The sequence below is a fragment of the Streptomyces longisporoflavus genome (genome assembly GCF_014649775.1).
GTDB lineage: Bacteria > Actinomycetota > Actinomycetes > Streptomycetales > Streptomycetaceae > Streptomyces > Streptomyces longisporoflavus.
On the sequence record NZ_BMTR01000003.1, the window covers coordinates 101,626 to 124,265 of the forward strand.

The window sequence follows — 22,640 nt, forward strand, 5'->3', positions numbered from 1 at the left end:
GGGTCACCGCCGGGGGCACCGCCCCTCGCCGATGGCTAGGTTCGCTCTACGTGACTCTCGTCTCACCAGGAGCTGACCTTGAATCGCCGACCCACCCTGCTCGCGGCGACGGCCCTCACAGCTGCCGCAGTCCTTTCGCTCTCTGCTTGCGGAGGCGGCGGCGACGTCGCCAAGGAGAACGACAAGATCGCGGGTGCGGGGACCGGCGACAAGAGACAGTCACCGACGCCGACAGCGTCCGACGACGGGATCGAGCGCCCGGAGATCAAGCTGCCGAAGGACGTGCGGAACGTCTTCGAGGGCGGTGAGACGGGCGATGCGAAGAAGGATGCGATCCTCGCCGACAACGAACGGCGGATCACCTCCATTGACGAGGCGATCACGGTCGATGCCGAGAAGCATCCGGCGCTGGCGTTCTACTCGTCGGGCGATGCGTTGCTGTCGGCGGCGAACCACGTGCAGGGTTTCTACAAGAAGGACAAGACCTTCGTAGGGACCACCCGCTATTACGACCGCGAGGTCAGGTTCCTCAAGGGTGGTGCCGCCGCGGTGACGTATTGCGAGGACACCAGCAAGACGTACCCCAAGGATCGCAGGACCGGCAAGGTGGACAGGTCGATCCCCGAGTCCGAGCAGGACTACGCCTTCTACAACACCCGACTGGATAAGAACGAGAACGGCGTCTGGCAGACGACGAACGTGTTGACCACAACGGCGGCTAAGCGGTGCATGCCGTGAACCGGCGCAGGCTGATTCGCCGGTTCGTTCCCCTTCTCGCGTTGACCGTCGCCGTGCTGCCAAGCAACGCTCATGCCTCTGGCGGTAAGGAGGCACAGGTAGTTGCTCCGCAGGCCAAAGCCGGACGCCAGGACCAGAAGCTCACCGTCGAGACGAAGATTCAGACAACCGTCAACGGAGCTCAGAAGAGCGTCAAGACGGGCACGCTCACACCTGCCAACAGCAACTGGGTCCCGCCGGCCTGCTGGTACGAGCCCGCCTACTCCCCGAAGCAGATCCAGGCCGCGGTGAAAGCGATCCGGAGGGTGAAGGTACTCGGGATCGGTGCGGCCTTGGGCGGGCTGCTCGACATGTACTTCAAGGAAGGCCGCCCCTACAAGAACTACAACCTCGACAAGCAGGGTGAGGGACAGTTCTGGGCGGCGACCGTCAACGAAAAGCGCAAGGACGATCCCGAGGCAACAGCCTGCGACAAGCTGCCCTTCTGGGTGCCCACCGGCGACACTCCCAAGGAACCGCTGGCGGTCACACCCAAGATCCTCGCCGAGTACGCGTACGACGAACTGCCCGTACCCAGCACCGAGATCACGACGGCACCCGAGGGAACGACGAAGGTCAATCTCCCGACCTGGATCTGGCTGGACAAGGCGAAATTCAAGAAGGTCTCCGTCACCGCGAGCATCCCGGGCTCGGGGCTTTCCGCGACGGCGACCGCTGAGCCCGTGTCCCTCTCGATCGACCCGGGCACGCAGGACGCGGAGACCTACCCCGCCTCCGGGCAGTGCCCCATCGAGAACGGCAAGATCGGCAGCCCCCGCGCGAAGGGCACCCCCGTCGACACACTCCCGCCGTGTGGCGTGCAGTACCTGCGGTCCTCGGGCGACGGCTCGTACAACCTCCGGTCGACCCTCACCTGGCGGATCACCTGGTCCAGCACCACCGGTGAGGGCGGCGACCTCCCTGACGGCGAGTTCGGCGGGGCCCGGCAAGTCGCGGTGGAGGAGATCCAGTCACTCAACCGCTGAGCGCACCCTCAAAGCCACCCCACACTGACCAGTCGCAGAAAAGTCCTGGTACCACGCCACTAAATGGCGTCCGGCACGGGACTTTTCTGCAACCAACGCAGCCCCCGGCGGGCAGACGCAGGAGGAGGCCTCCTGGCTGCGGGATGACTTCTGCCAGTCGTACGTCTGCATGGTTGGCGGTCCTCGGAGTTCCTGGGGCAGGTGGTGGATCAGGTCGCGAGACGGAGATGGGGCCAGTGCGCCCATCTCCATGCGATCCAGTAGTTGGCGGTACTTAGCCAACTGTGCCTCTGCGTCCGGGAACTCGCGGCCGTGATGCTGGGCCACCGTGCTGAGTGCGCCGACGTCAGGCCCTGGCGTGTTGGATGCCCGCCTGTCTACCCGCCTATCGGGTGTCACGCTACGTGTGTGCCTGGTCGCAAGAACTCGGCTAGCCTTAATTCAGTTAGGCTAACTGGAATCCGGCGAGTGGAGGCTCCCGCCATGTCCAGTCCGTCCCTGCCTCGGCCGGCCGTCCTCTTCGATCGGACCCATGAGTGGGCCGATCTTGCGCGGTTCAGTACGGATCCGGCGTCCGGTCTGCGTATCGGGGTGGTGCGAGGGCGGCGGCGGCACGGGAAGTCGTTTCTGCTCGAGCATCTGTGCCGTGCCGTCGGCGGTGTCTACACCCTCGCTCTGCAGCAGAGCCGTGCCATGGCCCTGGACCGGTTCTCCGACAGCCTTGCCCAGGGGCTCGGCTACCGTGTCGGCCGCTTCAACTCGTGGGTTGAAGCCCTGGACACCGCCGCCGACGTACTCGGCAGCCGGCAGGGCGGGGCCGAGTCGGTGCCGCCGCTCCTCGTCCTCGACGAGTTCCCGTACCTCGTCACGCACTCGCCGGAACTGCCGTCGGTCCTCCAGGCCCTGTACGACCAGCGCGGGCCCTCGTCCGGGAAGCCGCCGCTGCGGATCATCCTCTGCGGATCCGCGATCTCGACCATGTCCACCCTGCTCGCCGGGGATCAGGCGCTCCGCGGGCGGGCCGTGATCGACATGCGCGTCGGGCCCTTCGGCTTCCGGGATGCGGCGGACTACTGGCGTGTGGGCGACGACCCGGATACCGCCTTTCTCGTGGACGCGGTTCTCGGAGGAGCGCCCGGATACCGGGATGTCGTCGGGGACGCTCCGGCGCCGGGCCCCGAGGGCTTCTACGACTGGCTGGCGCGCAGCGTCTTCAACCCCTCGCACATCCTCTTCACCGAGCCCGAATATCTGCTGGCCGAGGACCCGCGCATAAGCGATCGCGCCACGTACCACGCCATCTGGGAGGCGGTGTCCTCGGGCGCGGCCACGCCTACCCAGATCGGCGGTCTGGTCGGGATGGACGCCAAGTCGTTGACGTACCACCTCAACATCATGAAGGCGGCGGCCTTCATCCGGTACGAACAGGACCTGCTGCTCCAGCGCAAGCCGGTGATCACCGTCGCCGATCCCATCGTGCGCTTCCACGACCTGATCGTCCGCCCGAACCTCGTCGACTTCGAGATGCGCGAGGGGAGAGCGGCCTGGGAGCGGTCGCGGGACACCTTCGCCTCCAAGGTGCTCGGGCCGCACTTCGAGGACTTGGCCCGGCAGTGGACGTTGCGGTACGGGCGTGAGCAGGGGCTCGATGACGTCGGGCAGGTCGGTACGACCGTCGTGGCTTGCCGGGAACACCGTGGACACGAGGTCGATGTCGTCGCGCTCAGCCGTGCCTCGCGTCCGCGGGACAAGAGTGCTCGTATCACCTTGCTCGGTGAGGCCAAGGCCACCAACAAGTTGCGGACTTCGGCTGATCTGCGCCGACTTGTGCATATCCGTGAGCTGCTCTGCGCGCAGGGGTGGAATGCCGATGGCTGCACTCTCGCCGTCTACTCCCGGTCCGGATTCGCCGAGGACCTGACCGAAGCCGCAGAGGCGGAGGGGGCGTTGCTGGTCGGCCTCGAGGAGCTGTACGGGGGCTAGGCCCCCGCTCACGCCCACCTGCGAAAGGCCCCCCGCTCACGCCCCCGCGAAGGGCCCCTCACCGCCCGCCCCGCCCCCGCGTGAGAGCAACGTTCCCCGGCGGTCACCGCGTGCCACAGGGCTGAAATGCGGCCTCCCTACCTTCGGTGCATCAGCCGTCGGCTGTGGCGATGCGGAGGACGCGGAGGTCTGGCATGTGGATCCAGCGGTGGGACCCGGAGGACGAGAGGTTCTGGAAGGAGGAGGGGGGCGAGCGCGTCGCCCGGCGGAATCTGATCTTCTCGATCCTCTCGGAGCACATCGGGTTCTCGATCTGGACCCTGTGGTCCGTGATGGTCCTGTTCATGGGGCCCGAGTACGGGATCGACCCCGCCGGCAAGTTCTTCCTCGTGTCGATGGCGACGCTCGTCGGGGCCGTCGCCCGCGTCCCCTACACCTTCGCCGTCGCCCGCTTCGGCGGGCGGAACTGGACGATCATGGCGGCCGGCGCGCTCCTCGTGCCGACCGTCGCGGCCTTCGTCGTCATGGAGCCCGGCACCTCGTACACCACGTTCATGCTGTGTGCCCTGCTCACCGGCGTCGGCGGCGGTAACTTCGCCTCCAGCATGACCAACATCAACTCCTTCTTCCCGCTGCGGAAGAAGGGGTGGGCGCTCGGGCTCAACGCCGGTGGCGGCAACATCGGCGTGCCCGTCGTGCAGCTCGCCGGGCTCGGGGTCATCGGGGCCGGAGGAGGGCCGCGGGTGCTGCTCGGGATCTACATCCCGCTCATCTTCGTCTCCGCCCTCTGCGCCGCACTCTTCATGGACAACCTCGCCACCGTGAAGAACGACACCGGCGCCGCGAAGGAGGCCGTGCGGGACGCGCACACCTGGATCATGGCTCTGCTGTACGTGGGGACCTTCGGCTCCTTCATCGGGTACAGCTTCGCTTTCGGGCTTGTTCTCCAGACCCAGTTCGGGCGGACGCCGTTGCAGGCCGCCGCCGTCACCTTCATCGGGCCGCTGCTCGGCTCGCTGATCCGGCCCGTGGGCGGGCGGCTCGCCGACCGGTTCGGCGGTGCCCGCATCACCCTGTGGAACTTCGTCGGCATGGGCGCGGCCACCGGCGTCGTCGTCATCGCCTCCATGCGCGAGTCGCTCGCGCTCTTCGTCGCCGCGTTCGTCGTGCTCTTCGTGCTCACGGGGCTCGGGAACGGGTCGACGTACAAGATGATCCCCGGCATCTTCCAGGCCAAGGCCCTGCAGAAGGGGCTCCACGGGGAGGACGCGGCGGCTTACGGGCGGCGGCTCTCCGGAGCGTCCATGGGGCTCATCGGCGCCGTCGGCGCGCTGGGCGGGCTCGGGATCAACCTCGCCTTCCGGCAGTCCTTCCAGACCGTGGGGTCGGGCACCGGCGCGTTCGTCGCCTTCCTCGCCTTCTACGCGGTGTGCTTCTGCGTCACGTGGGCCGTATACCTCCGCCGTACGACGCCGGCGCGGACGCCGGACTCCGGGCGGACCCCGGACGCGGAGACGGAGCCCCGGTTCACGTACGCGCAGGTCTGAGGGATGGGTGGTCGTAGCCTGGTGTAACACGTACGACATCGTGATGATCCGGGGTTGTCACGGGCCGTTGGCAGGCTCGTGAGACCCCGGACCACCCATTACGCAGTACTAGCGGGACGAGAGCAGCTGCCATGCACGGGACCCCTCAGAACGGTCATCACAACGGTCAACCCGGCGACAAAGCGCAAACCGGCCGGCACAGCGCGCCGCTCGCCGGATTCACCGTCGGCGTCACCGCCGCCCGGCGCGCCGACGAGCTCGGCGCGCTGCTCCAGCGGCGCGGCGCCACCGTCCTGCACGCGCCCGCCCTCCGTATCGTCCCGCTCGCCGACGACAGCGAACTGCTCTCCGCGACCAAGGAGTTGATCGACCACGCGCCCGACGTGGTGGTCGCCACCACCGCGATCGGGTTCCGCGGCTGGGTCGAGGCCGCCGACGGGTGGGGTTTCGGCGAGGCGCTTCTGGAGTGTCTGAGGGGTGTCGAGCTGCTCGCCCGCGGGCCCAAGGTCAAGGGCGCCATCCGCGCCGCCGGGCTCACCGAGGAATGGTCGCCCTCCTCGGAGTCCATGGCGGAGGTGCTCGACCGGCTCCTGGCGGAAGGCGTCGAGGGGCGGCGCATCGCGCTCCAGCTGCACGGCGAACCGCTGCCCGGCTTCGTCGAGTCGCTGCGCGCCGGGGGAGCGCAGGTGGTCGGCGTGCCCGTCTACCGGTGGATGCCGCCCGAGGACCTCGCGCCCGTCGACCGGCTCCTCGACGCCACCGTCGCGCGCGCCGTCGACGCCCTGACCTTCACCAGCGCGCCCGCCGCCGCGTCCTTCCTGGCCCGCGCCGAGGACCGCGGCATGTCCGCCGAGCTCTTCGAAGCGCTCCGGCACGACGTGCTCTCGGCCTGCGTGGGCCCGGTCACCGCGCTGCCGCTCCAGGACCGCGGCGTCGAGACGGTCCAGCCCGAACGCTTCCGGCTCGGCCCTCTCGTACAGGTCCTGTGCCATGAACTCCCCGCCCGCGCCCGTACGTTGCCCGTCGCGGGGCACCGCGTCGAGATCCGGGGCCACGCGGTCCTGGTCGACGACGAGCTGCGGCCCGTACCGCCCGCCGGGATGTCGCTGCTCCGGGCCCTCGCGCGGCGGCCCGGATGGGTGGTCTCCCGCGCCGAACTCCTGCGCGCGCTGCCCGGCACGGGCCGCGACGAGCACGCGGTGGAGACCGCGATGGCCCGGCTGCGTACGGCGCTCGGCGCCCCGAAGCTCGTCCAGACGGTGGTCAAGCGGGGCTACCGGCTCGCGCTCGACCCGGCCGCCGGGTCCGCCGCCGGGTCCAAGTACGCGGACTGACGGGTCTGGTCGTCCCGCCCCGCCCGTCCCCACAGCACCAGGGCCCGCGCGAGGAGTCCGACCGCCACGGTGGACAGGACGGTCCGTACGGCGTTCCAGGCCAGCCACACGTCCTCGAACCTCTCGCGCACCGCGGCCGGATCGGAGATCTTCGCGGGGTCGCCCGCGTCCGCGAGCTCGTCGTTCAGCGGCACGTTCACGCCCGACGTGATGGCGAAGGCCAGGAGATAGGCGATGAGCGCGGCAAGGACCCAGCGGAACGAGGTCGTGCCGCGCAGCTGCCACGCGGACACCGCCGTGAAGAGCAGCGCCCCGATGAAGCTCGCGAAGAAGACCGGGTTGTTGAAGGCGTCGTTCATGTTCTGCATGACCTCGATGAAGACGCGGTCGTCGCTGCGTCCGAGGCCGGGCATGACACCGCAGGAGAAGATGTAGAAGGTGCCGGCGATCAGGCCCATGGCCACCACGGCCGCTCCCAGAACGGCCCCCGCGCCGCCACGCCTCCGCCGGTTCGTCACTCGGTTGTCTCTCATGTGACCGAGTCAACCGGGCCGCCGGGCGCCCGCCCATGGTTCCGAAGCGCACGTCCATAAGCGGGCGTCTCGCCCCGTTCGCGGTGGCAGGGGTTCCGCGCCCGCCCAAGGCGAGGCACTGTAAGGGGGAGCACTCACCGGTAACCCCACAAGGCGGTGACACGCGCATGGCACTGGGCATGGACCCGGCCACGTACGAGCTGCGATTCGACTCCGGGCGGAGCTGTCTGGACCTCGTGGCGACGAACCATCCCGTGGAACGGCTCGACTCCGTGGACCGGCTGCGTGCCTGGCTCGCGGGCGCCGGGCTTATCCCCGATCGCACGGCCCTGCCGGAGGCGGGCCCGGTCTGGCTCGCCGCCTTCTGCGAACTGCGGGCGAATGTGGGCCAGTTGGTGCTCGCGGAACTCGAAGGTCGTTACGCGGACACCGCCTTGGCCAGAATCAACGCCCTCGCCGCCACCGCGCCGCCCGCCCCGCGCGCCGTCCGGCACCCCGGCGGCAGCCTGGTCCGCGTCCTGGACGGCGAACCCGGCTGCGCGGCCCTGCTCGCCGCCGTCGCCCGCGATGCCGTCGACCTGCTCACCGACCCCGCCGCACGCGCCCTGCTGCGCCAGTGCGAGGGCGACACCTGCCCCATCGTGTACCTGGACACGTCACGCGGGCGCCGCCGCCGCTGGTGCTCCAGCGAGGTGTGCGGCAACCGTGAGCGCGTGGCCAGACACCGGCGGCGGGCGGCGCTCGCGAGGGCCTGATCGAAATTCTTCCGGGCGCGGCTGAACACACCCGTTCCGGTGTACGTACATCTCCGGTGAGCCAGCCAAGACGAAGAGCGGACACCGGAGGCAAGCGTGCGCAAGGATTCCGCCGTGGCCGATGAGCGCCCGCAGGAACGCCCGCACCGACATCGTCTTGTCCCCCGCCGCAACGGGCCCGACGAGGAGTTGATGCGCGCCCTCTACCGCGAGCACGCGGGTCCGCTTCTGGCCTATGTGCTCCGACTTGTGGCGGGAGACCGGCAGCGCGCCGAAGATGTCGTACAGGAAACGCTCATCCGTGCCTGGAAGAACGCCGGTCAGCTCAATCGTGCGACCGGTTCGGTACGCCCCTGGCTGGTGACGGTCGCCCGGCGCATCGTCATCGACGGACACCGCAGCCGGCAGGCCCGGCCGCAGGAGGTCGACCCGTCGCCGCTGGAGGTCATCCCCGCGGAGGACGAGATCGATAAGGCGCTGTGGCTGATGACACTCTCGGACGCGCTCGAGGACCTGACTCCCGCACACCGGGAGGTACTTGTCGAGACCTACTTCAAAGGGCGTACGGTCAATGAGGCGGCCGAGACGCTGGGTATACCCAGCGGGACAGTGCGTTCGCGGGTCTTCTACGCGCTTCGCTCGATGAAGCTGGCGCTCGAGGAGCGGGGGGTGACGGCATGAACGAGTCCTACGGACATGACGCGCGGGGCCATGCGGAAGCGGGCGACGTGCACGAGACCGTCGGCGCCTACGCCCTCGGGATCCTGGACGACGCGGAGGCGACGGCCTTCGAGGCACATCTGGCGGGCTGCGAGTTCTGCGCGCACCAGCTTGAGGAGTTCTCGGGCATGGAGCCGATGCTGTCCGCGCTCGCCGACTTCCCCGGCACCCGCGGCCTGCCGGCGATCGGTGAACAGCTCGCCGCCCGGCCGAGCCCGCACCTCGCGGACCGCCTGGTGGACGAGGTCTCCGTGAAACGGCAGCAGAAGCGCAGGCGCGGCATGTATCTGGTGGCCGCGGCGGCGGCGCTGATCATCGGCGGGCCGCTCGCCGTCCTCGCGGTGAACGACGACGGCGGTACGAGTGAGGTGGCGGGCGAGCCGCACCCCACGAGCCCCGCCGAGGACGCCTTCTTCAACCACATGGACGACAAGATCAAGGCGACGGACCCGCGGACCAAGGTCAGCGCCACGGTCGGCACGGAGAAGAAGGCCTGGGGCACGCACGCGGTCCTGGAGCTGAAGAACGTGAAGGGTCCGCTCAAGTGCTCCCTGGTCGCCGTCGGCAAGGACGGCGAGAAGGAGACCGTGACCACCTGGTCGGTCCCGAAGTGGGGTTACGGCATCGAGGACAGCCCGAACAAGTGGGCGCGCAGTCCGCTGTACGTCCACGGGGGCGCCGCGATGGACCGGAACGACATCGACCACTTCGAGGTGACCACCTTCGACGGCGACCGCCTGGTGGAGGTGGACGTGTAGGCGCGCATGCCGGCGTACGGCCGACGCGTGGTCGGCGCGCAGGAGAAGTGCACACCGGGGCCCCCTTTCGCGTACGGTAGACGGCTGCTCGATTGGGCAGCTGCACGTCCGGAAAGGGGCCTCGGTGGCCGACGTACGCGACCGTGAGATCAGCGTCGAACAAGAACATCTCGACCAGGTCTACCGGCGTCTCGAGGAGAAGATCCACGAGGCCGAGTTCCTCATGACCGACGCGGCCAAGCGCTCGCAGGTCGGCACGCCGGGCGCGCTCGCCGAGCGGGACGCCCAGGTGTTCCGCGCGGGAGTGCATCTCAACCGCCTGAACAACGAGTTCGAGGACTTCCTCTTCGGACGGATCGACCTGCTGCTCGGCAAGGACGGCAAGAAGGGCCCGGACGGCGCGTACACGTCGGTGGAGCCCGCAGAGGACGCCGTCAGCGAGAACAACACGGCCGAGATCGCCGAGACCCTGCACATCGGCCGCATCGGCGTCCTGGACGCGGACTACTCCCCGCTCGTCATCGACTGGCGCGCACCGGCGGCGGCACCCTTCTACCGCTCGACGCCGGTCGACCCGGGCCGTGTCGTACGACGCCGGGTCATCCGCTCCAAGGGCCGCAGGGTCCTCGGCGTCGAGGACGACCTGATGCGTCCCGAGCTGACGGCCACCCTGAACGGCGACGAGCTGCCCGTCGTCGGCGACGGCGCCCTGATGGCGGCGCTCGGCCAGGCCCGCAGCCACACGATGCGCGACATCGTTGCCTCGATCCAGGCCGAGCAGGACATGGTGATCCGCGCCCCCGCCGCCTCGGTGACGTACGTGGAGGGCGGCCCCGGCACGGGCAAGACCGCCGTGGCGCTGCACCGCGCGGCGTATCTGCTCTACCAGGACAGGCGCCGGTACGCGGGCGGCATCCTGATCGTCTCGCCGACTCCGCTGCTCGTGGCGTACACGGAGGGCGTGCTGCCCTCCCTCGGCGAGGAGGGGCAGGTCGCGATCCGCGCGGTGGGCTCGCTCTCCGACGAGGCGGGGGAGGGGGCGACGGTCTACGACTCGCCCGCGGTGGCGCGGGTCAAGGGCTCCTCGCGGATGCTGCACGTGCTGCGGAAGGCGGCGCGGGGGGCTCTGGAGGGGGGCACGGGCACGGCCGCGGCTGCCTCCTGGGACGGCCAGCTCGCTTTCGGCGAGGACGACGAGGACGACGAGGAGACCACCAAGGCCCCTGCCGAGACCCCCACGCGCCTGCGCGTCGTCGCCTTCGGCCGCCGCCTTGAGCTGGAGGCCGACGCCCTCGGCCGCATCCGCCGCAACGCGCTCAGCGGCACGGCGCCCGTCAACCTGCTGCGCCCGCGCGCCCGCAAGCTCATCCTGGACGCCCTGTGGTCGCAGTCCGGCGCCGCGGGCCGGCACAGCGACCCCGAGCTTGCCGCCGAGCTGCGCTCGTCCTTCGACGAGGACATCACCTCCGAGGACGACTTCATCCGCTTCCTCGACGCCTGGTGGCCCGAACTCACCCCGCGCGCCGTGCTCCGCGCGATGGGCGACGAGAAGCGGCTCGGCCGCTGGGCGCGGCGCGTCCTGAACCCGGGCGAGGTGCGCAAGGTCGCCCGCTCCCTCAGGCGCGACGCCCTCTCCGTGCACGACGTGGCGCTCCTCGACGAGCTCCGGTCGATCCTCGGCACGCCGCCCAAGCCCCGCAAGAAGAAGGACCTCGACCCCCTCGACCTGCTCACGGGGCTCGACGAACTGATGCCGCGGCGCGAGGAGTCCCAGCGCGAGCGCGCCGAGCGGCTCGCCGCCGAGCGCACCGAGTACGCCCACGTCATCGTCGACGAGGCGCAGGACCTGACGCCCATGCAGTGGCGCATGGTCGGCCGCAGGGGCCGGCACGCCACATGGACCATCGTCGGCGACCCGGCCCAGTCCTCCTGGTCCGACCCGGACGAGGCCGCAGCCGCCCGCGACGAGGCCCTGGGCAGCCGCCCGCGCCGCCGCTTCACCCTCACCGTCAACTACCGCAACCCCGCCGAGATCGCGGACCTCGCCGCCAAGGTGCTCGCGCTCGCGATGCCGGGCGCCGAGTCGCCGTCGGCCGTCCGGTCCACCGGCGTGAAGCCGCGTTTCGCGACGGCGAACAACGGAGACAGTGCCGCCGTACGGGACAAGGGCCTCGGCGCCTCGGTGCGCGAGGAGGCCGCGCGGCTGCTCGATCAGGTGGACGGCACCGTCGGCGTCGTCGTGGCGATGAACCGTCGCGAGCAGGCGGCCCGCTGGCTCGACGGTCTCGGCGACCGTGTGGTGGCACTCGGCAGCCTGGAGGCCAAGGGTCTGGAGTACGACGCGACGGTCGTCGTCTCTCCGGCGGAGATCGCGGATGAGTCCCCGGCGGGTCTGCGCGTCCTGTATGTGGCCCTGACCAGGGCGACGCAGCAGCTGACGGTGCTTTCCGGCGAGCGCGACGAGCCGGACGGCGAAGGCGTGCCGGACCTGCTCCGCGAATGACTTCGGAGACTTGTCGGGACGGGAATTGCCTTACGGGGATCGTTTGTTACCGTTGATGTGGCACCGGCCCGATCCAAGCCCCCGGGCCCAACCATCGTCGCTACGAGCGACCACTTGCCGCGAGGCGAGCATGGCGGGTCGGTGTCGCTAGCTCAGAAAGAGGCCCTCGTCACCCGTGACGAGGGCCTCTTTCGGTTTCAACCACCGGTTTCCGTTTCCCTCTACCGGCTTCCCTCAACTTCTCGTATGGTGGAAACTAGTTTCCGAAAAGCTGGTGAACGAAAAGTTCGCAATCCGAGGCGGCTACCACGTACTCAGTGGTAGGTGCGACGATCGGACGGCAAGAGCAACACGGTGAAAGCAGAGGAAGTCGGCCATGGCAACGGCGCCCAGCGTCTCCTACTCGAACACGGTCCGGTTGGAGGTGCCCGCGAGCGGCACCGCGGTCTCCCAGATCACCACGGCCGTCGAGTCCCACGGAGGCTCGGTGACCGGCCTCGACGTCACGGCTTCCGGCCATGAGGCACTCCGGATCGACGTCACGATCGCGGCGACCTCCACGACGCACGGCGACGAGATCGTCGCCCAGTTGCGCACCATCGAGGGCGTCACCGTCGGCAAGGTCTCCGACCGTACGTTCCTGATGCACCTCGGCGGCAAGATCGAGATGGCGTCCAAGCACCCCATCCGCAACCGTGACGACCTCTCCATGATCTACACCCCGGGCGTGGCCCGCGTGTGCATGGCGATCGCCGAGAACCCCGAGGACGCGCGCCGCCTCACGATCAAGCGAAACTCCGTTGCGGTCGTAACGGACGGTTCGGCCGTCCTCGGTCTCGGCAACATCGGCCCGAAGGCCGCCCTGCCCGTCATGGAGGGCAAGGCGGCCCTCTTCAAGCGCTTCGCCGGCATCGACGCCTGGCCGATCTGCCTGGACACCCAGGACACCGACGCGATCGTCGAGATCGTCAAGGCGATCGCCCCCGGCTTCGCGGGCATCAACCTCGAGGACATCTCGGCGCCGCGCTGCTTCGAGATCGAGGCGCGGCTGCGCGAGGCCCTCGACATCCCCGTCTTCCACGACGACCAGCACGGCACCGCGATCGTCGTGCTCGCCGCGCTGACCAACGCACTTCGCGTGGTGGGCAAGGGAATCGGCGACGTACGCGTCGTCATGTCCGGTGCGGGCGCGGCCGGTACGGCCATCCTCAAGCTGCTCCTCGCGGCCGGCGTGAAGAACGCCGTCGTGGCCGACATCCACGGCGTCGTGCACGCGGACCGCGAGGACCTCGTGGACGCCGCGCCGGACTCGCCGCTGCGCTGGATCGCCGACAACACCAACCCCGAGGGCGCCCGCGGCACCCTCAAGGAAGCGGTCGTCGGCGCCGACGTCTTCATCGGCGTCTCGGCTCCGAACGTCCTGGGCGCGGCCGATGTCGCGGCCATGGCCGAGGGCGCCATTGTGTTCGCGCTCGCGAACCCCGACCCCGAGGTCGAGCCCACGATCGCCCGTCAGACGGCGGCCGTCGTGGCGACGGGCCGCTCGGACTTCCCGAACCAGATCAACAACGTCCTGGTCTTCCCCGGCGTCTTCCGCGGTCTGCTCGACGCCCAGTCGCGCACCGTCAACACGGAGATGATGCTGGCGGCGGCAGGCGCCCTCGCGGACGTCGTCGCCGAGGACGAGCTCAACCCGAACTACATCATCCCCAGCGTCTTCAACGACAAGGTCGCGGGCGCGGTCGCCGATGCGGTGCGCAGCGCGGCGAAGGCCGCCGGGGTGACTGTGACAGCGGCCACGGCCCCGTAGAACGGCGCGTCGTGGAACGCGGGGCCCGCAAAGGCCCTCTAGGGTGGCGTGGAAGCGCGCCCCCGACTGCCACCTTCAGGGGGCGGTGAAGCCTTTCGTGGGACCCGGCGAGGGCCCCGGATTGGCTTTACCGCCGCAGGTGGGGGCAGGATGCCTTTCTGGGCGCGAGGGTCCGGACGACGGACCCGGGTCCGGGGCCTGACCGAGGACCCTGGCAGCATCGGCTTCGCTGTGCCCATCATGCGGCCCCGCCGCGTGGCACGCCTCAACGGCAAGAAGAACACGGGAGTACAAACATGAACCGCAGTGAGCTGGTGGCCGCGCTGGCCGACCGCGCCGAGGTGACCCGCAAGGACGCCGACGCCGTGCTGGCGGCGTTCGCCGAGACCGTCGGCGAGATCGTTGCCAAGGGCGACGAGAAGGTCACCATCCCCGGCTTCCTGACCTTCGAGCGCACCCACCGTGCCGCTCGCACCGCCCGGAACCCGCAGACCGGCGAGCCGATCAACATCCCGGCCGGCTACAGCGTCAAGGTTTCGGCGGGCTCCAAGCTCAAGGAAGCCGCCAAGGGCAAGTAGCCTCAAGGCAGCAAGCAGAAGGGGCGGTCACCCGGTGGGTGACCGCCCCTTCTGTGTGTTCCGTACGCGCGTGCGCGTGTGTGACCGGGCTCTAGGCGAGCGTCGCCCTGCCGGGCAGCTCCACCTTCGCGCCGAGCTCCACGAGCTTGTCCATGAAGTTCTCGTAGCCGCGGTTGATCAGGTCGATGCCGTGCACGCGGGACGTGCCCTGCGCCGCCAGAGCCGCGATCAGGTACGAGAAGCCGCCGCGCAGGTCGGGAATGACCAGATCGGCGCCCTGGAGCTTCGTGGGGCCGCTCACGACCGCCGAGTGGAGGAAGTTGCGCTGCCCGAAGCGGCAGTCGGAACCGCCGAGGCACTCGCGGTAGAGCTGGATGTGTGCGCCCATCTGGTTGAGCGCGGAGGTGAAGCCCAGCCGCGACTCGTACACCGTCTCGTGCACGATCGACAGGCCCGCGGCCTGCGTCAGGGCGACGACGAGCGGCTGCTGCCAGTCCGTCTGGAAGCCGGGGTGCACGTCCGTCTCCAGGGCGATCGCGTTGAGCGAGCCGCCCGGGTGCCAGAAGCGGATGCCCTCGTCGTCGATCTCGAAGGCACCGCCCACCTTCCGGTAGGTGTTCAGGAACGTCATCATCGAGCGCTGCTGCGCGCCGCGGACGTAGATGTTGCCTTCGGTCGCCAGGGCCGCGGAAGCCCAGGAGGCGGCCTCCAGGCGGTCCGAGAGGGCGTGGTGGTTGTAGCCGCCCAGGCTGTCGACACCGGTGACCCTTATGGTCCGGTCGGTGTCCATCGCGATGATCGCGCCCATTTTCTGCAGGACGCAGATGAGGTCTTCGATCTCGGGCTCGACGGCGGCGTTCGAGAGCTCGGTGACGCCTTCCGCGAGCACGGCGGTGAGGAGCACCTGCTCGGTGGCGCCGACGGAGGGGTACGGCAGCTTGATCTTCGTGCCGCGCAGCCGCTGCGGGGCCTCCAGGTACTGGCCGCCCTCACGCTTCTCGATCGTGGCGCCGAACTGGCGGAGCACCTCGAAGTGGAAGTCGATGGGCCGGCCGCCGATGTCGCAGCCGCCGAGGCCGGGGATGAAGGCGTGCCCGAGGCGGTGCAGGAGCGGCCCGCAGAAGAGAATCGGGATGCGCGACGACCCGGCGTGGGCGTCGATGTCCGCGACGTTGGCACTCTCCACGTGCGAGGGGTCCATGACCAGCTCGCCCGGCTCCTCACCGGGGCGGACCGTCACGCCATGCAGCTGCAGGAGTCCGCGTACGACGCGCACGTCACGGATGTCGGGGACATTGCGCAGCCTGCTCGGAGCGCTGCCGAGCAGCGCGGCGACCATGGCCTTGGGCACGAGGTTCTTCGCGCCGCGGACACGGATCTCGCCCTCCAGCGGGGTTCCGCCGTGGACAAGCAGTACATCGTCGGTGACGGTCATGAATCTCGCGTTCCGATTGGATGGACGGGTGGACCAAAGGGCAAGCGTAATGGGCGTGTACCCCCTTCCCGTAAGGCCAAGTGCGTCCAGAACACGTCATGAGTTCGTGACAACACGAACCGTTCGGAACCGGACACTCCGGGTCACCGCCGAAAAAGTGCGCTCCGGACGCGCCAGTGCGCCCCTGAGCTGCATTCACTCCTGTACGGGCATTGCCTCCCCCCGCGGGGCAAAGATGCGGGATCATGTCGTTCATGACCGAGGTGTCCTCGCTCACAGGGCGGCTGCTCGTGGCCACGCCTGCCCTGGCGGACCCGAACTTCGACCGCGCGGTGGTGCTGCTCCTCGACCACGACGAGGAGGGCTCACTCGGCGTGGTCCTCAACCGGCCCACGCCGGTGGACGTCGCGGACATCCTGGAGGGCTGGGGCGACTTGGCGGGCGCGCCGGGGGTCGTCTTCCAGGGCGGCCCCGTCTCGCTCGACTCCGCGCTCGGCGTGGCGGTGATCCCCGGTGAGGAGGGCTCCGCTCCGTCCTCTCCCCGCTCCCGGCCGCGCCCGGTCAGAGGGGAGCCGATCGGCTGGCGCCGCGTGCACGGCGCGATCGGCCTGGTCGACCTGGACACACCCCCCGAACTACTGGCCCCCGCACTGGGCTCCCTGCGCATCTTCGCCGGCTACGCGGGCTGGGGCCCGGGCCAACTAGAGGACGAACTGGCGGAGGGCGCCTGGTACGTGGTCGAGTCAGAACCCGGCGACGTCTCCTCGCCGTCCCCGGAGCGCTTGTGGCGAGCGGTACTCCGCCGACAGCGGAGCGAGCTGGCCATGGTGGCGACTTATCCGGATGACGCTTCGCTGAACTGAGCGGGCGGCGCCTCAGAACGGTCCTCGGTAGCGTGACCACGCGTGACACGGATAGCGTCGTGATGCGTACTTGACGTCTTGCATACGGGAGTTGACCGTGAAGCGCCGCAATCCGCCCAAGTCACCCGCTCTCGCGGTGGCTTCGTATGCGCGGGGGGTATGAGCCCGTGTCGGACAGAACCAGATACGACCTCGACCTCATCAAAGATTGCTCGGAGTCGCTTTACCGCATCCACCGTGAGTTCAAGGAGAACGGCGACCCTTCCGACGGCTACGAGAAGGACTTGGGCAGCGACAAGCTGCGCGAGATTTTCGACGATTTCTCCACCACGTGGAAGAAAACGCGCAAGAAGCTCAACAAGGACATCGAAAACCTCGCCAAGATCACGGCTGATGCCGCCAAGGCGTACGAGGACATTGACCACGAGCTCGCGCAAGCGCTCCGGGACGCCAAGAAGAGTGGAAAGAAGGGGAAGAAGTGAGCAGGCGGCCGAGCGACTGGACCCCTCTCTATGACTCCGACCCGGTGCCGGGTGATCCGTATGAGGTCGCGCGCCTCGGCAAGAAGCTGCGCGGCATGGCGGAGGAGATCGACAAGCAGGCGCGGAACATCAAGGCACTGGCGTCCGTCGAGAGCTGGGACAGCGACGCCGGGCGCGCCTTCCACGAGGTTGCAGGCGACACAGCGGGGCGTCTGAAGAAAGCGTTCGATCGCTATGACGAGGCTGCGGACGCTCTGGGCACCAAGGTCAGGGAGGGCGAGTCCAAGGAGTACGCCAGCGAGTTGCACCGGGCGCAGCGCATGGCGGACAAGGCGCTTGAGGAGTTCCGTAAGGCGGAGGTCGAGCAGAAGGCCGCCATGAAGGAGCTGGAGAAAACCAAGGGGACGGTGCCGTCGTCGAAGGAGGACGGTACCGAACGCACGAAGCAGCAGAAGAAGCAGGACGACGCCACCTCGGTGATGGCTCACCACCGACAGCAGATCATGAACGCGGTGGAGATCCGCGATGACGCGGCGAGTGCGGCTGCGAAGAAGATCAAGACCGTGATTCATCACGACGGGGTCCGGGATCCTGGTGGGTTCATGAACTGGATCGCGGATCACGCAGATTGGTTCACGGCCGCGGCGACAGTTCTCGCAGTGGCGGCTCTGGTGGCAGCGGTCGTCCTGACGGGTGGCGCTGCCGCTTTCCTCATTGTCGCTGCCGCCGCGATGAGTGCTACTGCCTTGTCTGGTCGGTTGTACGATCTTTTTGCGCGGGGCGGAAAGTTCGATTGGATGGCGATCACCATCGACGTGCTGGGTATCATTCCTGGCCTCGGCGCTCTGAAGGGGCTCACCGCGGCTGCCAAGGGTGCGCGCCTTACCACCGCGCAGCGCACCGTATGGGGAATGTTCACCAACGGCATCGCAGTGAAGAACATCAACCGAGGTGCCGGCGTCGCGTCCAAGCTGCTGGGCAAATGGGGTTCGAAGATCCCGGCCGGAGGCTGGCATCCGGAGAACGTCACCCGCTTCATCAAGGGGGCCGCCCTGACCAAACTGGGGGTGGACTCCTTCATCAAACTGCAGCGCATCCTGCCACCAGAGGATGACAAACCGAACCACATCACCCCTGGGACGGGCCCAGGCGCTCGCCCTCACCCGGGTACGCCACCAAGTACGCCGTCGACGCCGAGTACGCCCTCGCCCTCGCCGCGGCCGAGCCCGGCCTCCGCGCCATTCCACGGTGCACTGGCGCCCGCAGGGTAAGGAGAGCATGTGCTGACAAGCGATTTCCACGCCATGGAGAACCGCCAGTTTGTCGACGACGGAGGGGAGGTTCACGACCTGATCCCTGCCAGTGTCATCGCCACTGTCCCAGCGGCCCGTGAGGCCGCGGAAAGATATGGCAAGGAGGTGGACTTCGATTTCCTCGACGACGAAGCTGTGCTCCGGCTGCTGTTCTATCGGAGCCAGGACACGTCGAAAGCGGGAGTTCTCGGCTGCCTTTTTGCGCTGCCCGTGGTCGTTTTCGTGGCCGGTGCATGGCCGTTCTGGGACTTGGTCGCCTCGACGAGGCCACGGCCGTTCCAGGTCGGGTTCATCGTTGCGGATGCCTTGATCGTCTGCGGTTTGCTGCTTGCGATGTACCTGTTGAGGCGACGCAGCTTGCTTGACGTGTCCAATCGCAACATGCGGTGCCGAGTGCGTCTCTACCGGAAGATCGTCGTCATTGCCCGCAACGGTGGTGCCGACGTACCCCTTCTGTATCCCCACTACGGCATGTACGCATCGTCGCGGAAGTTCTTCCCCGGCGCACCGGAGCTACCGGCTCCGTCCCTTCCGGAAGGTAATGCCCCCAAGTGACCGCCCCCACTGTGCCGTCCCGCCTGGAATTCATTCCCACGCAGGCGGCACCCGACGTCAATGATATAGAGGCCGATGGTATTCACGTCCGCTGGGTGATGCCGGAGATCTTCCACGACATTCCCATTCACGTGGAGGACGAGGACGAGGCGGTCCGGCTCATTGAGGAACTCGCCCAGAAGGCGCTGCCCGGAACCGAGGTCGAGGAGTGGCTGAAGTTCGCGGTAATTTGCGCTCTCGGCATGGACGATCTGCTGGCGGCGGGCGCCGAGTTCGCGGCTGTCTGCGTCGGTGCGGTTGATGAGACCCCGTGCACGGCCACCGTCTACGCGGCGCTGACCGACAGCCCTGAAGGCGACGATCAGGATCCGATCGCGGCAATTGCGTCCAGCCTGCGGCGGGAGGACATGGGTGAAGTCACGGAAATCCAACTCCCGTGTGGCCCCGCGGTGTCGTGCACCGGCACGCGCGAGGACAAGGTGACCGGCGAGCTGACGGAGGATCCGCAGGGTCTTGCCCTTCCGACGTCGTTCATCCGCGTCTACGTCCCGCTGCCGAACGGCACCACGCTGGTGATGGAGATGAGCACGCCGACACCGGCGGGGTGGGATCCGTTTGCAACGATGTTCGGGAACATCGTGAGCAGCATCCGCTTGTTCGAGGCGGACGGCGAGCCACTGATCATCCCGGATCTGGACGCGGTCGCATGAGCGACACCATGGCGCCGCCTTCGGACTACCGGATCCTCGTACCCCGCGATTGGTTCCGCGTCGACCTGACGCTGGAGCGGTGGCGCAGTCAGCTGAAAACGTTCGTGGACCGGGAGGCGGCGGACAGCGGTGTCTCCGGGGAGACGCGGCGCGGCGTCTGGACGACTTTGCGCAACACCGCCGAGACCGGGGTCGCGCAGGGGGCACTGGAGTTCTTCCTCAAGACCGAGGCGCCCCAGGACTCGGCCTGCCCCGCTTCGCTATTGGTCTCTCTGTTGCCCACGCCTCCTGGGCTTGCGCCGGACGTCGCCGATCTGGCAGAGACACTGACCCGGCGTAGGGGGGCGGGGACGCAGATCACCACCGGCGAGTTCCCGGCAGGGGACGTGGTCCGCGCCGTCACGGAGACGACGTTGGACTTCCATGTGCGCATGCCCGGCGGCGTGGGCTATCTGGTCCTCGCGTTCTCCGTGCCGCTGAGTGGTACGGAGAGCTCTATGGGTGATCTGTGTGACGCGATCGCGTACTCGTTGAGGTGGGTGTGAGGCACGGCTGAGGGTGAGGACGAGGAGATGAGCGAGGGCGCGTTCGTGGTCTGGCCACCGGGGGCATCACGCGACTGCTGCCCGCGCGGGCACAGGCGATGCCCGTAAGCGGTCCGCGTAGGTACCCTTGGATGCCATGAGCACTCTTGAGCCCGAGCCCGAGCGCGGGGCAGGTACGGGGACCCTCGTTGAGCCGACGCCGCAGGTGTCGAGCGGTGACGGTGACCACGAGCGCTTCGCGCATTATGTCCAGAAGGACAAGATCATGGCGAGCGCGCTGGACGGTACGCCCGTCGTCGCGCTCTGCGGCAAAGTGTGGGTGCCGGGTCGTGACCCGAAGAAGTACCCCGTCTGCCCCATGTGCAAGGAGATCTACGAGTCCATGAGCGCCGGCGGCGACAAGGACAAGGGCGGCAAGGACGGCAAGGGCGGCGGGAAGAAGTAGCCCGCGCCCGCACCCCACCCGCACCGGGAAGCCGTTACGAGCCTCCTCGCCTCAGGGGCGTTGCGTGTACCGCAACGCCCCTTTTGCGTTGTGCAACCGCGTGGCAGCCTCGCCGCATGACCTTTGAGCAACTCATCCCCGCGCCCGCGCGCGCCGAGGGACCGCATTCCGAAGGCTTCATCCTCGACTCGTCGACCGCGCTGCGGGCCGGCCCCGGCACCGAGTCCACCGAGCGCTGGCTGCGCGCCACCCTCGGCGGCGCGCTCGGTCTGCCCCTGGCGCCGGGTGAGGGCGCCGGTGTCTCGCTGGCGGTCGATGACTCCCTCGCCCCCGAGGCGTACCGGCTCAGCGCGACACAGAGCGGTATCGAGATCGCAGGCGGCGCCGCACCCGGCGTCTTCTGGGGTGCGCAGACCCTGCGCCAGCTCGTCGGTCCCGAGGCGTTCCGGCGGGCCCCGCTGCGGGCGGCCGGGCGGTACGCCGTCCCCGGGTGCCTCATCGAGGACAGCCCGCGCTTCGGCTGGCGGGGCATGATGCTCGACGTGGCCCGGCATTTCATGCCCAAGGACGGTGTTCTGCGGTACCTGGACCTGCTCGCCGCCCACAAGCTGAACGTCTTCCACTTCCACCTCTCCGACGACCAGGGCTGGCGCGTCGAGATCAAGCGCTACCCGAAGCTGACGGAGGAGTCGTCCTGGCGGCCGCGCACGAAGTGGGGACACCGCGCCTCCGAGCTGTGGAACGACACCCCGCACGGCGGCTTCTACACGCAGGACGACATCCGCGAGATCGTCGCGTACGCCCATGAGCGGCACATCGCCGTCGTACCCGAGATCGACATCCCCGGGCACTCGCAGGCCGCCATCCACGCCTACCCGGAGCTCGGCAACACCGACGTCGTCGACACCGCGTCGCTCGGCGTCTGGGACAGCTGGGGCGTCAATCCGAACGTCCTCGCACCGACCGAGAACACCCTCCGTTTCTACGAGGGCGTGTTCGAGGAGCTGCTGGAGCTCTTTCCCTCCACCTTCATCCACGTGGGAGGGGACGAGTGCCCCAAGGACCAGTGGAAGGCGTCGCCCGCCGCGCAGGCCCGCATCAAGGAACTGGGCGTCGGTGACGAGGACGGGCTGCAGAGCTGGTTCATCCGGCACTTCGACAGCTGGCTCACGGCTCGCGGGCGCCGGCTCATCGGCTGGGACGAGATCCTCGAAGGGGGCCTCGCCGACGGAGCCACCGTGTCCTCCTGGCGTGGATACGGGGGCGGCATCGCGGCGGCCAAGGCAGGTCACGACGTCGTCATGTGCCCCGAGCAGCAGGTGTACTTGGACCACCGCCAGGACGGCGGCCCCGACGAGCCCGTGCCCATCGGCTTCGTCCGCACCCTGGAGGACGTGTACCGCTTCGAGCCGGTGCCGCCGCAGCTCACCGAGGAGGAGGCCCGGCACGTGCTCGGAACCCAGGCCAACGTCTGGACCGAGGTGATGGAGTACCACGCACGCGTGGACTACCAGGTGTTCCCGCGCCTCGCCGCCTTCGCCGAGGTCGCCTGGAGCACGCTGCCGGCGCCCGCCGAGCGTGACTTCGCGGACTTCGAGCGGCGAATGACTCCGCATTACGCGCGACTTGACGCACTCGGCGTCGACTACCGCCCGCCCGGCGGCCCGTTGCCGTGGCAGAAGCGCCCGGGTGTGCTCGGACGCCCGATCGACGGGGCGCCCCCGAACGTGTGAGGCACACCCCGTAGTCCGCGTGTCGGGCTGCCCGCGCTGTCAGCGTGGGCAGCCGGACGAAAGGCGTACAAGAGTCACCGAAGAGTGGCAATTCCCGCTGACCGGCGAGGGCGTGCGAAACGGCACATCTTCCGGGTCTGCGGACGAATGACTCCTAGCGGACCCCCGCGCCGGGGGCCGGGGAAGATGTGCCAGAGTTGCCACGTCCGGGCCGTGAGCACGTACCGTACGGCGGAACAGGCGTAACGGTGAGAACGGCGAGAAAGCCGCCGGGC

General features: G+C 68.7%; 21 protein-coding genes. 19 read left to right on the forward strand and 2 right to left on the reverse strand.

The window, feature by feature from the left end; translation table 11 throughout:
• Window positions 1–78: 78 nt before the first annotated feature.
• The 5 genes from IE226_RS07060 to IE226_RS07080 all read left to right on the forward strand — a co-directional run bounded on the left by IE226_RS07060 (window position 79) and on the right by IE226_RS07080 (window position 6,627).
• Entirely contained in the window at window positions 79–738 is a 660-nt protein-coding gene (locus tag IE226_RS07060) for a hypothetical protein (protein ID WP_190080174.1), read from the forward strand.
• Between the two features lie 41 nt (window positions 739–779).
• Entirely contained in the window at window positions 780–1,763 is a 984-nt protein-coding gene (locus IE226_RS07065; protein ID WP_229870593.1) for a hypothetical protein, read from the forward strand.
• 483 nt (window positions 1,764–2,246) lie between these two features.
• Window positions 2,247–3,746 carry an ATP-binding protein gene (locus IE226_RS07070; protein ID WP_229870594.1) on the forward strand — a complete coding sequence of 500 codons (1,500 nt, stop codon included), beginning with the start codon at window positions 2,247–2,249 and terminating at the stop codon, window positions 3,744–3,746.
• 170 nt (window positions 3,747–3,916) lie between these two features.
• Window positions 3,917–5,293: a nitrate/nitrite transporter gene (locus tag IE226_RS07075; protein WP_190080175.1), complete on the forward strand. Its 1,377-nt coding sequence runs from the start codon at window positions 3,917–3,919 to the stop codon at window positions 5,291–5,293.
• A 131-nt stretch (window positions 5,294–5,424) separates the two neighbouring features.
• Complete coding sequence (locus IE226_RS07080; RefSeq protein WP_190080176.1) at window positions 5,425–6,627, forward strand: uroporphyrinogen-III synthase; 1,203 nt, start codon at window positions 5,425–5,427, stop codon at window positions 6,625–6,627.
• Here the strand turns inward: IE226_RS07080 and IE226_RS07085 are convergent.
• Window positions 6,567–7,160: an anthrone oxygenase family protein gene (locus IE226_RS07085; RefSeq protein WP_229870595.1), complete on the reverse strand. Its 594-nt coding sequence runs from the start codon at window positions 7,158–7,160 to the stop codon at window positions 6,567–6,569. The genes IE226_RS07080 and IE226_RS07085 overlap by 61 nt on opposite strands.
• Window positions 7,161–7,327: 167 nt before the next feature.
• Here IE226_RS07085 and IE226_RS07090 point away from each other — a divergent pair, with 167 nt between their 5' ends.
• The 6 genes from IE226_RS07090 to IE226_RS07115 all read left to right on the forward strand — a co-directional run bounded on the left by IE226_RS07090 (window position 7,328) and on the right by IE226_RS07115 (window position 14,284).
• Complete coding sequence (locus IE226_RS07090; protein WP_190080177.1) at window positions 7,328–7,915, forward strand: CGNR zinc finger domain-containing protein; 588 nt, start codon at window positions 7,328–7,330, stop codon at window positions 7,913–7,915.
• A gap of 96 nt (window positions 7,916–8,011) precedes the next feature.
• Window positions 8,012–8,596, forward strand: a complete 585-nt coding sequence (locus IE226_RS07095; protein WP_190080178.1) for a sigma-70 family RNA polymerase sigma factor — start codon at window positions 8,012–8,014, stop codon at window positions 8,594–8,596.
• Window positions 8,593–9,393, forward strand: coding sequence for an anti-sigma factor family protein (locus IE226_RS07100; protein ID WP_190080179.1), 801 nt, complete (start codon window positions 8,593–8,595; stop codon window positions 9,391–9,393). The genes IE226_RS07095 and IE226_RS07100 overlap by 4 nt, the downstream gene beginning before the upstream one ends.
• A gap of 124 nt (window positions 9,394–9,517) precedes the next feature.
• The gene (locus IE226_RS07105; protein WP_190080180.1) at window positions 9,518–11,896 is read left to right on the forward strand and encodes a HelD family protein; all 2,379 of its coding nucleotides are present in this window, start codon (window positions 9,518–9,520) and stop codon (window positions 11,894–11,896) included.
• Between the two features lie 376 nt (window positions 11,897–12,272).
• Entirely contained in the window at window positions 12,273–13,706 is a 1,434-nt protein-coding gene (locus tag IE226_RS07110) for an NAD-dependent malic enzyme (RefSeq protein ID WP_190080181.1), read from the forward strand.
• Between the two features lie 296 nt (window positions 13,707–14,002).
• The gene (locus IE226_RS07115; RefSeq protein ID WP_016645140.1) at window positions 14,003–14,284 is read left to right on the forward strand and encodes an HU family DNA-binding protein; all 282 of its coding nucleotides are present in this window, start codon (window positions 14,003–14,005) and stop codon (window positions 14,282–14,284) included.
• Window positions 14,285–14,375: 91 nt separating this feature from the next.
• Here IE226_RS07115 and murA read toward each other — a convergent pair whose 3' ends face one another.
• Window positions 14,376–15,719 (reverse strand): UDP-N-acetylglucosamine 1-carboxyvinyltransferase, encoded by a 1,344-nt coding sequence (murA, locus tag IE226_RS07120; RefSeq protein ID WP_190080182.1) that lies wholly within the window; start codon window positions 15,717–15,719, stop codon window positions 14,376–14,378.
• A 245-nt stretch (window positions 15,720–15,964) separates the two neighbouring features.
• On the opposite strand from murA, the gene IE226_RS07125 reads away from it, so the two are divergent.
• The 8 genes from IE226_RS07125 to IE226_RS07160 all read left to right on the forward strand — a co-directional run bounded on the left by IE226_RS07125 (window position 15,965) and on the right by IE226_RS07160 (window position 22,365).
• Window positions 15,965–16,582 carry a YqgE/AlgH family protein gene (locus tag IE226_RS07125; RefSeq protein ID WP_190080183.1) on the forward strand — a complete coding sequence of 206 codons (618 nt, stop codon included), beginning with the start codon at window positions 15,965–15,967 and terminating at the stop codon, window positions 16,580–16,582.
• A gap of 167 nt (window positions 16,583–16,749) precedes the next feature.
• The gene (locus IE226_RS07130) at window positions 16,750–17,064 is read left to right on the forward strand and encodes a hypothetical protein (protein ID WP_229870597.1); all 315 of its coding nucleotides are present in this window, start codon (window positions 16,750–16,752) and stop codon (window positions 17,062–17,064) included.
• On the forward strand, window positions 17,061–18,335 hold the full coding sequence (locus IE226_RS07135) for a putative T7SS-secreted protein (RefSeq protein ID WP_190080185.1): 1,275 nt from the start codon (window positions 17,061–17,063) through the stop codon (window positions 18,333–18,335). The genes IE226_RS07130 and IE226_RS07135 overlap by 4 nt, the downstream gene beginning before the upstream one ends.
• Window positions 18,336–18,344: 9 nt before the next feature.
• Entirely contained in the window at window positions 18,345–18,932 is a 588-nt protein-coding gene (locus IE226_RS07140; RefSeq protein ID WP_190080186.1) for a hypothetical protein, read from the forward strand.
• Window positions 18,929–19,642: a hypothetical protein gene (locus IE226_RS07145; protein WP_190080187.1), complete on the forward strand. Its 714-nt coding sequence runs from the start codon at window positions 18,929–18,931 to the stop codon at window positions 19,640–19,642. The genes IE226_RS07140 and IE226_RS07145 overlap by 4 nt, the downstream gene beginning before the upstream one ends.
• Window positions 19,639–20,187 (forward strand): hypothetical protein, encoded by a 549-nt coding sequence (locus tag IE226_RS07150; protein WP_190080188.1) that lies wholly within the window; start codon window positions 19,639–19,641, stop codon window positions 20,185–20,187. The genes IE226_RS07145 and IE226_RS07150 overlap by 4 nt, the downstream gene beginning before the upstream one ends.
• Before the next feature lie 136 nt (window positions 20,188–20,323).
• The gene (locus IE226_RS07155) at window positions 20,324–20,632 is read left to right on the forward strand and encodes a DUF3039 domain-containing protein (RefSeq protein WP_160505308.1); all 309 of its coding nucleotides are present in this window, start codon (window positions 20,324–20,326) and stop codon (window positions 20,630–20,632) included.
• Between the two features lie 116 nt (window positions 20,633–20,748).
• On the forward strand, window positions 20,749–22,365 hold the full coding sequence (locus tag IE226_RS07160; RefSeq protein ID WP_190080189.1) for a beta-N-acetylhexosaminidase: 1,617 nt from the start codon (window positions 20,749–20,751) through the stop codon (window positions 22,363–22,365).
• The last annotated feature ends 275 nt before the right edge of the window (window positions 22,366–22,640 follow it).

Excerpts from the sequence above, each read along its gene's own strand:
- IE226_RS07085 (WP_229870595.1), bottom strand. The coding sequence starts at position 7,160 with ATGAGAGACAACCGAGTGACGAACCGGCGGAGGCGTGGCGGCGCGGGG.
- murA (WP_190080182.1), bottom strand. The coding sequence starts at position 15,719 with ATGACCGTCACCGACGATGTACTGCTTGTCCACGGCGGAACCCCGCTG.
- IE226_RS07100 (WP_190080179.1), top strand. The coding sequence starts at position 8,593 with ATGAACGAGTCCTACGGACATGACGCGCGGGGCCATGCGGAAGCGGGC.
- IE226_RS07110 (WP_190080181.1), top strand. The coding sequence starts at position 12,273 with ATGGCAACGGCGCCCAGCGTCTCCTACTCGAACACGGTCCGGTTGGAG.
- IE226_RS07075 (WP_190080175.1), top strand. The coding sequence starts at position 3,917 with ATGCGGAGGACGCGGAGGTCTGGCATGTGGATCCAGCGGTGGGACCCG.
- IE226_RS07080 (WP_190080176.1), top strand. The coding sequence starts at position 5,425 with ATGCACGGGACCCCTCAGAACGGTCATCACAACGGTCAACCCGGCGAC.
- IE226_RS07155 (WP_160505308.1), top strand. The coding sequence starts at position 20,324 with ATGAGCACTCTTGAGCCCGAGCCCGAGCGCGGGGCAGGTACGGGGACC.
- IE226_RS07115 (WP_016645140.1), top strand. The coding sequence starts at position 14,003 with ATGAACCGCAGTGAGCTGGTGGCCGCGCTGGCCGACCGCGCCGAGGTG.
- IE226_RS07125 (WP_190080183.1), top strand. The coding sequence starts at position 15,965 with ATGTCGTTCATGACCGAGGTGTCCTCGCTCACAGGGCGGCTGCTCGTG.
- IE226_RS07150 (WP_190080188.1), top strand. The coding sequence starts at position 19,639 with ATGAGCGACACCATGGCGCCGCCTTCGGACTACCGGATCCTCGTACCC.
- IE226_RS07160 (WP_190080189.1), top strand. The coding sequence starts at position 20,749 with ATGACCTTTGAGCAACTCATCCCCGCGCCCGCGCGCGCCGAGGGACCG.
- IE226_RS07070 (WP_229870594.1), top strand. The coding sequence starts at position 2,247 with ATGTCCAGTCCGTCCCTGCCTCGGCCGGCCGTCCTCTTCGATCGGACC.
- IE226_RS07090 (WP_190080177.1), top strand. The coding sequence starts at position 7,328 with ATGGCACTGGGCATGGACCCGGCCACGTACGAGCTGCGATTCGACTCC.